Annotated in this window: 11 protein-coding genes and 1 pseudogene; 11 read left to right on the forward strand and 1 reads right to left on the reverse strand. The window is 65.8% G+C overall.

Annotated elements, in window-relative coordinates:
• From EV147_RS26365 to EV147_RS23615, 10 genes and pseudogenes are all read left to right on the forward strand, one after another.
• Positions 1-135: pseudogene (locus EV147_RS26365) on the forward strand (ABC transporter ATP-binding protein); the annotation flags it as partial.
• Positions 136-238: 103 nt separating this feature from the next.
• A complete protein-coding gene (locus EV147_RS23575; RefSeq protein ID WP_130393653.1) occupies positions 239-1,447 on the forward strand; it encodes an ABC transporter substrate-binding protein in 1,209 nt (402 codons plus the stop codon).
• Between the two features lie 173 nt (positions 1,448-1,620).
• Positions 1,621-2,505: a branched-chain amino acid ABC transporter permease gene (locus tag EV147_RS23580; RefSeq protein ID WP_130393654.1), complete on the forward strand. Its 885-nt coding sequence runs from the start codon at positions 1,621-1,623 to the stop codon at positions 2,503-2,505.
• The gene (locus EV147_RS23585; RefSeq protein WP_130393655.1) at positions 2,505-3,539 is read left to right on the forward strand and encodes a branched-chain amino acid ABC transporter permease; all 1,035 of its coding nucleotides are present in this window, start codon (positions 2,505-2,507) and stop codon (positions 3,537-3,539) included. Before EV147_RS23580 ends, EV147_RS23585 begins: the two co-directional genes overlap by 1 nt.
• Positions 3,540-3,882: 343 nt before the next feature.
• Positions 3,883-4,374, forward strand: coding sequence for a hypothetical protein (locus EV147_RS23590; protein WP_130393656.1), 492 nt, complete (start codon positions 3,883-3,885; stop codon positions 4,372-4,374).
• Between the two features lie 71 nt (positions 4,375-4,445).
• Positions 4,446-5,204 (forward strand): sulfite exporter TauE/SafE family protein, encoded by a 759-nt coding sequence (locus EV147_RS23595; RefSeq protein WP_130393657.1) that lies wholly within the window; start codon positions 4,446-4,448, stop codon positions 5,202-5,204.
• Positions 5,205-5,516: 312 nt separating this feature from the next.
• Complete coding sequence (locus EV147_RS23600) at positions 5,517-6,665, forward strand: ABC transporter substrate-binding protein (RefSeq protein WP_130393658.1); 1,149 nt, start codon at positions 5,517-5,519, stop codon at positions 6,663-6,665.
• Between the two features lie 183 nt (positions 6,666-6,848).
• Positions 6,849-7,901, forward strand: a complete 1,053-nt coding sequence (locus EV147_RS23605) for a branched-chain amino acid ABC transporter permease (protein WP_130393659.1) — start codon at positions 6,849-6,851, stop codon at positions 7,899-7,901.
• Positions 7,902-7,904: 3 nt separating this feature from the next.
• A complete protein-coding gene (locus EV147_RS23610) occupies positions 7,905-9,764 on the forward strand; it encodes a branched-chain amino acid ABC transporter ATP-binding protein/permease (RefSeq protein WP_407923284.1) in 1,860 nt (619 codons plus the stop codon).
• A 9-nt stretch (positions 9,765-9,773) separates the two neighbouring features.
• Entirely contained in the window at positions 9,774-10,517 is a 744-nt protein-coding gene (locus EV147_RS23615; protein ID WP_130393660.1) for an ABC transporter ATP-binding protein, read from the forward strand.
• A gap of 100 nt (positions 10,518-10,617) precedes the next feature.
• On the opposite strand, the gene EV147_RS23620 is transcribed toward EV147_RS23615, so the two are convergent.
• Positions 10,618-11,541 carry a LysR substrate-binding domain-containing protein gene (locus EV147_RS23620; protein WP_130393661.1) on the reverse strand — a complete coding sequence of 308 codons (924 nt, stop codon included), beginning with the start codon at positions 11,539-11,541 and terminating at the stop codon, positions 10,618-10,620.
• 126 nt (positions 11,542-11,667) lie between these two features.
• Here EV147_RS23620 and EV147_RS23625 point away from each other — a divergent pair, with 126 nt between their 5' ends.
• Positions 11,668-12,675 (forward strand): tripartite tricarboxylate transporter substrate binding protein BugE, encoded by a 1,008-nt coding sequence (locus EV147_RS23625; RefSeq protein WP_130393662.1) that lies wholly within the window; start codon positions 11,668-11,670, stop codon positions 12,673-12,675.
• Position 12,676 lies beyond the last annotated feature (1 nt).

Consider the following 12,676-nt stretch of genomic DNA (forward strand, 5'->3'; position numbering starts at 1 on the left):
GAGCAGAACTTCCGCTTTGCCGCGCCGCTGGCCGACCGCTTCTACGTGATGGAGCACGGCACCATCGTCGAGCGCTTCGCGGCCAGCGAGCTGCAGGCCAAGATGCCGGTGCTCAACGAACTGCTTGGGGTCTGATCGGCGACACCGCCCGGTGAAGCGATCGTACTTTTAGTCGCACTGTCGGCGACTTGCAGCAATGGATGGCGTGAGCGCGCCGCCACAACTCAGGAGACAAAACATGAAGATGACCCGGCTGGCTGTCGCAGTGGCGGCAACTGTCTTTGGTGCGTTTGCAGGGGGCGCCTCGGCGCAGGTGACGAATGACACGGTGAAGATCGGCTACATCACCGACCTGTCGGGCCTGTATGCCGACATCGACGGCCCTGGCGGCCTCGAGGCGGTCAAGATGGCCATCGAGGACCATGGCGGCAAGGTACTGGGCAAGCCGATCGAGCTGGTCTCGGCCGACCACCAGAACAAGGCCGACATCGCCGCCTCGAAGGCGCGCGAGTGGATGGACCAGCAGGGCCTGGACATGCTGCTGGGCGGCACCAACTCGGCCACGGCGCTGGCCATGAACAAGGTGGCGCAGGAGAAGAAGCGCGTCTACATCAACATCGGCGCCGGCACGGCCCGCCTGACCAACGAGGAGTGCTCGCCGTACACGGTGCACTACGCGTACGACACGGTGGCGCTGGCCAAGGGCACCGGCAGCGCGGTGGTCAAGCAGGGCGGCAAGAAGTGGTTCTTCCTGACCGCCGACTACGCCTTCGGCCACTCGCTCGAAAACGACACCGCCGCCGTGGTCAAGGCCAACGGCGGCACGGTGGTGGGCCAGGTGCGCCACCCGCTGTCGGCGTCAGACTTCTCGTCGTTCCTGCTGCAGGCGCAGGCCTCGAAGGCCGATATCCTGGGCCTGGCGAACGCCGGTGGCGACACGATCAACTCGATCAAGGCGGCCAAGGAATTCGGCATCACCAAGACGATGAAGATCGCCGGCCTGCTGATGTTCATCAACGATGTGCACAGCCTGGGCCTGAAGAACACCGAGGGCCTGCTGATGACCGACAGCTGGTACTGGGACATGAACGACGACACGCGCAAGTTTGCCAACCGCTTCTTCGGCAAGATGAAGAAGATGCCGAGCAGCCTGCAGGCCGCCGACTACTCCGCGGTCAGCAACTACCTGAAGGCCGTGGAAGCCGCCAAGACCGACGACGCAGACAAGGTCATGGCCCAGCTCAAGCAGATGAAGCTCAACGACTTCTACAGCAAGGGCCAGATCCGTGGCGATGGCCGCTACGTGCACGACATGTACCTGATGCAGGTCAAGGCACCGGCCGACTCGAAGAAGCCGTGGGACTACCTGAAGGTCGCCGCGACGATCCCGGGCGACCAGGCCTTCACGACGGTCGCCGAGTCGAAGTGCGCGATGCTGAAGAAGTAAGGCAGCAAGCGAACCGCGATGGTTTGCTCCCCTCTCCCGCATGGCGGGAGAGGGGCAGGGGGAGAGGGCGGGTGCGTCAGGATGCGTTGATCGCCATACAAAGCGCCGTGCCCTCTCCCCCAACCCCTCTCCCACTCAGTGGGAGAGGGGAGACCTACAAGGCAACCTGAGTCATGGATATCTTTGGAATCCCACTACCCGCCATGCTGTCCCAGTTGCTGCTGGGGCTGGTCAATGGCGCTTTCTACGCGATGCTGAGCCTGGGGCTGGCCGTGATCTTCGGCCTGCTCAACGTGATCAACTTCGCGCACGGCGCACTGTTCATGCTCGGGGCGCTGCTGGCCTGGGCGGGCATGGAGTACGCCGGGCTCAATTACTGGGTGATGCTGCTGCTCTCGCCGCTGGTTGTCGGCGTGGTGGGCATCGTCATCGAGAAGACGATGCTGCGCTGGATCTACAAGCTCGACCACATCTACGGCCTGCTGCTCACGCTGGGCATCACGCTGGTGATCGAGGGCGTGTTCCGCTCGATCTATGGGGTGTCGGGGCTGCCGTACTCGCCACCCGACGCGCTGCAGGGTGCCACCGACCTGGGCTTCATGATCCTGCCGAACTATCGCGCCTGGGTGGTCGTGGCGTCGATCGTGGTCTGCCTGGCCACCTGGTTCGTGATCGAGAAGACCAAGCTGGGCGCCTACCTGCGCGCCGGCACGGAGAATCCCAAGATGGTAGAGGCCTTCGGCGTCAACGTGCCGCTGATGGTGACGCTGACCTACGGCTTCGGCGTGGCGCTGGCCGCGTTTGCGGGCGTGCTGGCGGCGCCGGTGATCCAGGTCTCGCCGCTGATGGGCCAGAACCTGATCATCGTGGTGTTCGCGGTGGTGGTGATCGGCGGCATGGGCTCGATCATGGGATCGATCGTCACGGGCCTCGGGCTCGGGGTGGTCGAGGGGCTGACCAAGGTGTTTTATCCTGAGGCATCGGCAACCGTGGTGTTCGTCATCATGGTGATCGTGCTGCTGCTGCGCCCGGCCGGGCTGTTCGGGAGGGAAAAGTAATGAGCGGACCGACTGGACAAACTGCGATGGCAGTAGAAGCGAAGGGTTTCAAGGAAGGCACGGGCATGCAGAAGAAGGTGCTGTACGGCCTGCTGCTGCTGGGGCTGATTGTGGCGCCGATGGCGGGCGCCTACCCGGTGTTCGTGCTCAAGGTGCTGTGCTTCGCGCTGTTCGCCTGCGCGTTCAACCTGCTGATCGGCTTCACGGGCCTGCTCTCGTTCGGCCATGCGGCGTTCTTCGGCGGCGCGGGTTATGCGGCCGGCCACGCGATGAAGGTCTGGGGCGTGACACCGGAGCTGGGCCTGCTGTTCGGCACGCTCTCGGGCGCGGCGATCGGCTACGTGGTGGGCTCGCTGGCGATCCGCCGGCAGGGCATCTACTTCTCGATGATCACGCTGGCGCTGGCGCAGATGCTGTTCTTCCTGTGCCTGCAGTCGCCGTTCACGGGCGGCGAGGACGGGCTGCAGGGCATTCCGCGCGGCAAGCTGTTCGGCGTGCTGTCGCTGTCCGACGACACGACGCTCTACTACGTGGCGCTGGTCATCATCGTGGCCGCGTTCGCGCTGATCGTGCGTACCGTGCACTCGCCGTTCGGCCAGATCCTGAAGGCCATCCGCGAGAACGAACCGCGTGCCATCTCGCTGGGGTACGACGTCGACCGCTTCAAGCTGCTGGCCTTCGTGATCTCGGCGGCGCTGTCCGGGCTGGCCGGTTCGATCAAGGCGCTGGTGCTGGGCTTCGGCACGCTGACTGACGTGCACTGGTCGATGTCGGGCTCCGTGATCCTGATGACGCTGGTGGGCGGCCTGGGTACGCTGTCGGGTCCGGTCGTTGGCGCATTCGTGATCGTGGCGCTGGAGAACAAGCTCGGCGACATCGGCAGCTTCCTGGCGAACCTGACCGGCATCGGTTGGTTCAACGCGCTGGGCGAGTCGGTGACGATGGTGACCGGCATCATCTTCGTGATCTGCGTGCTGACGTTCCGCCGCGGCATCATGGGCGAGCTGATCGCGCTGACCAGCCGCAAGAAGTAGCGCCAGCCCGGTGTGCAGACCGGGCGACATGCCCGATTTTGGGGCTAGGGTTATTGCTGACTTGTTTCATACGCACCGGTTCGTTACATTGCATATACGGTTTTCGCAGGTTACTTGGAGGCGGAAGCGAGGAGACGACAGGCGCGCACCCGGTGTCGGGTAGCAGCAGCCAAATAGATAAAAAGGCGTTGCTGGGTGATCCCCGGCGACGCCTTTTTCATTTCCAGGGTCGGAAATCGGCCATTTTTCGACCCGATCCGACCGTCAGGCGGCGCCCATGCCGCATCGGCATCAATCCCCGCCAGCCCCCATGAGACAATGGCTGCCTGCTTCCAGGCCCGCCATGTCCGATCCCTCCCCAAGCCCTTTTTCTTCCCCGCTGCCCGCGCAGCACTGGGTACGCGTTGGCGTGGGCGCCGATGCCGCCATGCTCGATGCCTGGCTGATGGCGCGGGCGCCGCTGGCGGTGCCCGAGGCCCGCGCGCGGCGGCTTTCGCTCGAGGCGTTGCTGGCGCAGGGTGGGCAGGGGCTATGTCTGGTGGGCGGCACCACGGCGGTGCCTGAGGCCGTCGAGTGCCTGCTGCCCGTCCCACTTATCCACAGCCTTGGCACCGGCGGCCGCCTGGCGCTGGTGTCCGAGTGGTGGGGGCCGCAAGCCCGCCTGGCGCCGTGCCTCGACGAATTGGCCGATTGGTGCCGCGCGCATGGCATCCGGGCGATCGCCGTGGCGCCGGGGCTGGCGGGCGAAGGCGGGGCGCCAGCCCCTGGCTACGAGCGGGACGGCAGCGGTCTCTGGCTGCGCAGCCTCGTTCCCACTGCAAAGCGGCTCGGCTAGCGCAAATGGCGTAAAAGCGGCGCTTACGGCACGTATTTCCTTTCTATCTTTTTTCTTTTCGACGGTTTCCCATGGAGTTTGCTTTTCTCGCCGTGGCCGCCTTTCTGGCTGGCCTGATCGATGCCGTGGCGGGCGGTGGCGGACTGGTGCAGGTGCCCGCGCTGTTTTCCACCTACCCCAACATGTCGCCGGCCACGCTGATCGGTACGACCAAGGTGGCCTCGATGGCCGGCACGTTCAACGCTGCCGCCCGCTACGCCCGCACCGTGAAGATCTACTGGGGCGCCACCGGCCCCGCGCTGGTCGCCGCCTTCGTGTTTGCCATGGCGGGCGCGTGGACGCTCACCATGATCCCGGCCGAGCCGCTGCGCAAGGCGCTGCCGTTCGTGCTGCTGGTGCTGCTGGCCTACACGGTGGCGAAGAAGGATCTCGGCACCGAGCACGCGCCGTCGCTGACCGGCGGCCGCGAGCGTCTGGCGGCGCTGCTGACTGGCGCCTCGATCGGCTTCTATGACGGCGTGTTCGGCCCCGGCACCGGCAGCTTCCTGATGATCGTGTTCGTACGCGTGTTCGGGTACGACTTCCTGCACGCGTCGGCGTCATCGAAGGTGGTGAACCTGGCCACCAACCTGGCGGCGCTGCTGTTGCTGGCGTCGAAGGGCCACGTCTGGTGGCAGCTTGGCCTGGTGATGGCCGTGGCCAACGTGGCGGGCAGCCAGGTGGGCAGCAAGCTGGCGCTGCGCCATGGCAGCCGCTTCGTGCGCAAGGTCTTCATCGTGGTAGTCAGCGCGCTGATCGTGAAGACCGCCTACGACGCGTTCCTGCGGTAAGCGGGGCAGGGCGCAACCCGCACTGTTGCGCCCGTGCCGCTGCGGGTTAATCCCGCTTTTCGACGCAAATCGCTGTGTTAGACTCGATTCGCATTCCCGACCGAGCGGTCGGGGAATGCAACTGCGCAATCCGGGGTTAGCGGGCGCAGGACGGGAAACCAGGGGCGCTCGCGCGCTCCGCATGATCGGATGCCAGCGTTGCGTCCGGCAGAGCCCGCGCCAGACAAGCGGGCCGCGACAAGAACTGAGGGCATCCGCCGGCCGGAAGCCGACGGATGCCTTTTTCCGTTTAGGAACCGAAGGAGACACGCAATGACGTTCAAGCGCGCCAGCTTGCTGGCACTTGCCGCGGCCAGCCTCTGCGCCGGCACGGCCAGCGCCCAGGTGAAGGTCGGGGTCACGGTATCGGCCACGGGTCCGGCCGCCTCGCTCGGCATCCCCGAGAAAAACACGTTCACGCTGCTGCCGAAGGAAATCGCGGGCAAGAAGATCGAGTACATCGTGCTCGACGACGCCACCGACACGACCACCGCGGTCAAGAACACGCGCAAGCTGATCAGCGAGGACAAGGTGGACGTGGTGGTGGGTTCCACCGTCACGCCGAACTCGCTGGCGATGGTGGACGTGGCCGCCGAGAGCGAGACGCCGATGATCTCGATGGCCGCCTCGGCGCGCATCATCGAGCCCATGGACGCCAAGCGCGCCTGGGTCTTCAAGACCCCCCAGAACGATTCGCACATGGCCACGGCCATCGCCGAGCACATGACCAACCACAACGTGAAGACGGTGGCGTTCATCGGCTTCGCGGATGCCTACGGCGAGAGCTGGGCGCAGGAGTTCGCCAAGGTGGCGGAGATGCGCAAGATCAAGGTGGTGGCCAACGAGCGCTTTGCGCGCACCGACAACTCGGTGACCGGCCAGGTGCTCAAGCTGATGGGCGCCAACGCCGACGCGGTGCTGATCGCCGGCTCGGGCACGCCTGCCGCGCTGCCGGCCAAGGCGCTCAAGGAGCGCGGCTACAAGGGCCGCATCTACCAGACCCACGGCGTGGCCAACCCCGACTTCCTGCGCGTCTGCGGCAAGGACTGCGAAGGCACGCTGCTGCCGGCGGGTCCGTTGCTGGTGGCCGACCAGTTGCCCGACAGCAACCCGGTCAAGAAGCCGGCCATGACGTACAAGATGGCCTACGAGAAGGCGTTCGGCGGCCAGGTGTCGACTTTCGGCGGCCACGCCTGGGATGCCGGCCTGCTGCTGCAGAACGCGATTCCCGAGGCGCTCAAGAAGGGCCAGCCGGGCACCAGGGAATTCCGCAAGGCGCTGCGCGACGCGCTGGAGCAGACGAAGAACCTGCCCGTCTCGCACGGCATCATCAACATGAGCCCCACCGACCACCTCGGCATGGACCAGCGCGCGCGCGTGATGGTGCAGATCGTCGACGGCAAGTGGCAGCTGCAGAAGTAAGCCGGCACACCACACGTCTGGCAGGAGCACGCGCGGGGTAAGCGTAGCAACCGGGGGCGCATGGTCATCCATGCGCCCTTTTTTTGTCCGCAATCTCGTAGAAATACGATTCGTTGCAGGGCAGCCCGGCTATGCTGGCGACGCGAACCCTTCGCAGATCAATACCCACGATACGGGGAGACAATGGACCTTTCGATTGCGGCCATTCTGGCGCAGGACGGCATCACCTCCGGCGCGATCTACGCGCTGCTGGCACTGGCGCTGGTGCTGGTGTTCTCGGTGACGCGCGTCATCTTCATTCCCCAGGGCGAGTTCGTCGCCTACGGCGCGCTGACGCTGGCCGCGATGCAGGCCGGCCATGCGCCGCAGACCACATGGCTGCTGCTGGCCATGGGTGTCCTGACCTTCGTCTACGAATGCGTGACGGTGCTGCGCAGCCCCGACCTGCGCGCTACCGCGGCGCGCCGCATGGCGATCCTCGGCGGCAAGTACCTGCTGTTTCCGGCGGCCGTGCACCTGCTGGTGCAGCAGTACGGCGGCCAGCCGCTGCCGATGGCCGCGCAGGTGGCGCTGACGCTGCTGATCGTGATCCCGCTGGGGCCCATGCTGTACCGCCTGGCCTACCAGCCGCTGGCCGAAGCCAGCACGCTGGTGCTGCTGATCGTCTCGGTGGGCGTGCACTTCGCGCTGGTGGGACTCGGGCTGGTGATGTTTGGCGCCGAAGGCTCGCGCACCACGCCGTTCTCCGAGGCGCGCTTCGAGATAGGCACGCTGACGGTCTCGGGTCAGAGCCTCTGGGTGGTGGCGGTATCGGGCGCGCTGATCGCGGCGCTGTATTTCTATTTCGAGCGCACGCTGCAAGGCAAGGCGCTGCGCGCCACGGCCGTCAACCGGCTTGGGGCGCGGCTGGTGGGCATCGGCACCACGCAGGCCGGGCGGCTCTCGTTCACGCTGGCCGCCGCCATGGGCGCGCTGTGCGGCGTGCTGATCGCGCCGCTGACCACCGTGTACTACGAGTCGGGCTTCCTGGTGGGCCTGAAGGGCTTTGTCGGCGCCATCGTCGGCGGGCTGGTCAGCTATCCGGTGGCGGCGCTTGGCGCGCTGCTGGTGGGGCTGCTGGAATCGTATTCGTCGTTCTGGGCGAGTGCGTTCAAGGAGGTCATCGTCTTCACGCTGATCATTCCGGTGCTGCTGTGGCGTTCGCTGACCAGCAAGCACGTCGAGGAAGAGGAGTAAGCGATGACGATGCTCACTGACAAACCGCTGGAGACCGCCATGAAAGACGCGCCGGCTTCGCGCCCCGCCGCGCCTGCGCGTGGGGCGCTGCGCAACCGCCTGCTGGTGGTGGCCTTCGTCATCGTGCTGGCGCTGCTGCCCGTGCTGCCCACGCCCGAATTCTGGATCACGCTCGGCAACTACATCGGGCTCTACAGCATCGTGGCGATCGGGCTGGTGCTGCTGACTGGCGTAGGCGGCATGACGTCGTTCGGGCAGGCCGCGTTCGTGGGCCTGGGCGCCTACAGCACGGCGTACCTGACCACGCAGTTCGGGCTTTCGCCGTGGTTCGGCCTGCTGGTGGGGCTGGTGATCACGGTGGCCTCCGCGTACGTGATAGGGCTGATCACGATGCGCATGTCGGGCCATTACCTGCCGCTGGCCACCATTGCCTGGGGGCTCTCGCTGTTCTTCCTGTTCGGCAACCTGGAGTTCCTGGGCAAGTACGACGGCCTCAACGGCATTCCCGTGCTCTCGTTCCTCGGCATCGACCTGCAGTCCGGGCGGGCGATGTTCTACCTGATCTGGGCGGTGGTGCTGCTGTCGGTGTTTGCGATGCAGAACCTGCTGAACTCGCGGCCGGGCCGCGCCATCCGCGCGCTCAAGGGCGGCGGCACGATGGCCGAGGCCATGGGTGTGAACACGGCATGGATGAAGGTGGTGATCTTTGTCGTGGCGGCGATCCTGGCGTGCGTGTCGGGCTTCCTCTACGCGCACCTGCAGCGCGCCGTGAATCCCACGCCGTTCGGCCTCAACTACGGCATCGAGTACCTGTTCATGGCCGTGGTGGGCGGTGTGGGCCATGTGTGGGGCGCAGTGCTGGGCGCGGGCGTGCTGACCATCCTCAAGGATGTGCTGCAGGGCGTGCTGCCCCGTCTGCTGGGCACCACCGGCAACTTCGAGATCATCGTGTTCGGTGTGCTGCTGGTGCTGCTGCTGCAGTACGCGCGTGACGGCATGTGGCCGTTCCTGCGGCGGCTGGTGCCGTCGGGGCCGCCGGTGGCCGCGCCCGACGCCGCACCGCCGCTGCCGGTGCGCCAGAAACCCGAGGCTGGCGAACTGGTGCTCGATGTGCGCCGGGCCCGCAAGCAGTTTGGCGGGCTGGTTGCCGTGAACGATGTGAGTTTCGAGGTGCGCGCCGGCGAGATCATCGGACTGATCGGACCGAACGGTGCCGGCAAGTCCACCACGTTCAACCTTGTCACGGGCGTGCTGCCGCTCACGGGCGGCGAGGTGCGGTACCGCGGCGAGGTGATCTCGGGCCTGCCGTCGCGCGAGATCGTCAAGCGTGGCGTGGGCCGCACGTTCCAGCACGTGCATCTGTTGCCGACCATGACCGTGCTCGAAAACGTGGCCATCGGCGCGCATCTGCGCGGCGACTTCCGTGCGCAGGGCGGGGTATCGGCGGCCATCCTGCGGATGAACCGCGTCGAGGAGCAGAAGCTGCTGTTCGAAGCACGCCGCCAGCTGGAGCGCGTGGGCCTGGCCGACTGCATGTACATGGAGGCGGGCAGCCTGGCACTGGGCCAGCAGCGCATCCTGGAGATCGCGCGGGCGCTGTGCTGCGACCCTGCGCTGCTGCTGCTCGACGAGCCGGCGGCCGGCCTGCGCTACAAGGAGAAGCAGGCGCTGGCCGACCTGCTGCGCAAGCTCAAGGGCGAAGGCATGAGCGTGCTGCTGGTGGAGCACGACATGGATTTCGTGATGAACCTGACCGATCGCCTGGTAGTGATGGAGTTCGGCACGCGCATCGCCGAGGGCGTGCCGGAAGAGGTGCAGAAGAACCCGGCCGTGCTCGAAGCCTATCTCGGCGGCGTGGACTGAGGAATTGAGATGAGTCTGATTCTGGAAGTGAAGGACCTCCACGTGCGCTACGGCAAGGTGGAGGCGGTGCATGGCGCCAACCTGCAGGTTCAGGCCGGCAAGATCGTCACCGTGATCGGCCCCAACGGCGCCGGCAAGTCGACCATGCTCAACGCGATCATGGGCGCGCTGCCGGCCACGGGATCATCGAGCGGGTCAGTGCGCTATCTGGACCACGACATGGCCGGCATCCCCGTGGAAGGGCGGGTGGCGCGCGGCATGTGCCTGGTGCCCGAGAAGCGCGAGCTGTTCGCCACCATGACCGTCGAGGACAACCTGCAACTGGGCGCCTTCCGGCGCAAGCGGGCCGGGGAGCGCAACTACCTCGACCAGATGGACGTGGTCTATGACCTGTTCCCGCGTCTGCGCGAGCGGGCGAAGCAGGAGGCCGGCACGCTGTCAGGCGGAGAGCGCCAGATGCTGGCAGTGGGGCGGGCGCTGATGGCCAAGCCGCAACTGCTGATGCTCGACGAACCCAGCCTCGGGCTGGCGCCGCTGATCGTGAAGGAGATCTTCCATATCATCAGCAATCTGCGCCAGACCGGCGTGGCAACCTTGCTGATCGAGCAGAACGCCCGCGCCGCGCTGCAGGTGGCCGACTACGGGTACGTGATCGAGACCGGCGACATGGCGATGGAGGGCGAGGCGTCAGCGCTGGCCAGCAACCCGAAGGTGATCGAAACCTATCTGGGACTGGCGAAGAAGGCGGCATAGCGGGTCGACGTATACGTATGGAAGATAATGGCACCTAATCGGTGCCATTTTTTATTCGTCCAGCCGATGTTGTTCACAAAGCTATCCACAGTGTGGATAACTATGTGCGCAGGAGGTCGGCGATATCGTTTTGGGCCAGTTCCAGCAGCCATGCTCGGAAGGTATTCAGGGCGGGATGGTCGCGCTTTTCACGTGGCGCGCAGAGGAAATAGCCCCGGTTCAGGGTCACGGGCAAATCGAATGGCGCGACCACCTGACCGGCCTGCAACGCATCCCTGACAAGGCATCGCTGGAGTACGGCCACGCCCATGTCAGCCTTCACGGCCTCCAGCAGGATCGACACCTGATCGAATCCGCGCGCCAGTGCGGGCGCAGCACTGGGTACGCCAGCCGCCTGCAGCCAGTGCTGCCAGTTCCTGGGGGCAGTTGTGTGGAAAAGTAGCGGTTCGGCCATCAGATCGGCCGGAGTTTTCCACAGATTCGCGGCCAGCCTCGCATGCGCCCGGGCCGGGTGGCAGATCGGCACCATCTCCCGCCCAATCACGTAATCCACCTGCCAGTTTGGCCACTGGCTGGCCTCGCCGGTCAGCAGCGCAGCGTCCGGCTTTGCGCCGGAAAAATCCTCGTCGCGGCGGTACGGCACGAAGTCCAGGCGGATGTCGGGGTGCCTGCGGTGGAAATCCGGCAGGCGCGGCACGAGCCACACACTGGCCAGCGTCGGTACCGCGGAAAGCGTCAGATGGTGGCGCCGATCCTCTTCGAACATTGCTGCGCTGGCGTTCTCCAGGGCGGCCAACGGCGCGGCAATGGCGTCCAGATAGCCGCGCCCAGCCTCGGTCAGCGTCAGTCTGTGGGCATTCCGATGAATCAGCGGCTGTCCGAAATGCGCCTCCAGCCGGGCGATGGCGCGGCTGATCGCACCTTGGGTCACGCACAGCGTTTCAGCGGCCCGGGTAAAGCTGCCGAGCCGTGCCGCCGTGGCAAATGCGTGCAGTTCCGACATTGAAGGCGAGCGTATACGCATGGCCCTCCGAAGATGATCTTTGGTAATGGAAGCGTGCAATATAGTCGTTTGTGCCGGGCCGGTAAACTCGCGGACACTGGCTGCTCGGTATACCCATTCCAGAACGATAAGAGAGGAGTTTCCACGATGAACCGAGCCCACAGAGCCGTCGAAGCGCGTCGTCGCTGGCTGTTGTCCACAGTGTTGTCCACAGCCGTGGCAGGCGCCTTTGCCCTGCCTGCTGCTGCCCAGTCCGGCTATCCCACCAAGCCGATCCGGCTGGTGGTGCCGTTCGCCGCCGGCGGGACGACCGATCTGTCCGCGCGGCTGGTGGCGGAGTTCGCCGGCCGGGAGCTGGGGCAGACCATCGTCGTCGACAACAAGGGCGGGGCAGGGGGCTCGATCGGCATGGAGCAGGTGGCCCGCGCCACGCCCGACGGCTACACGATCGGCATGGCGACGGTCAGCACCCATGGTTCGAATCCGGCGGTCTATCCGAAGCTGGGCTATGACCCGATCAAGGACTTCGCGCCCGTGACCAATGTCGTGGCGATCCCGAGCGTCTTCGCCGTGCATCCGAGCGTGCCGGCCAAGACCATGCAGGAGTTCGTCGCGCTGGCCAAGGCCAACCCCGGCAAGTACACCTTCGCCTCGCCCGGCGCGGGCTCGCTGGGGCACGTCAATATCGAGAACTTCATGACATTGGCGAAGATCGACCTGCTGCACGTGCCGTACAAGGGTGCCGGGCTGGCACTCAATGACGCCGTGGCGGGGCAGGTCAATGCCATCACCGACAACCTCTCGACCACGCTGCCCCACGTGAAAGCCGGCCGGCTACGTGCCCTGGCGGTACTGGGCGCGCAGCGTTCGCCGCAACTGCCCAGCGTGCCGACCTATGCCGAACTGGGCTACAAGGACATGGGCGAGGGCGGGTGGTTTGGCATCGTGGCGCCCGCCGGCACGCCGCAGCCGGTCATCGACAAGCTCAATGCGGCCATCCACAAGGCGATGCAGAACCCCGACTTCAAGCGCAAGGTGGAGGAATCGGGCGGTACCCTGATGCCGACCACGCCCGACCAGTTCAAGGCGCAGATCCAGCAGGCCATGGCCCGCTATGCCCGTGTGGCCAAGGCCGCCAATATCAAGCTGGACTGAC

Source organism: Cupriavidus agavae (assembly GCF_004217045.1).
Classification (GTDB): domain Bacteria; phylum Pseudomonadota; class Gammaproteobacteria; order Burkholderiales; family Burkholderiaceae; genus Cupriavidus; species Cupriavidus agavae.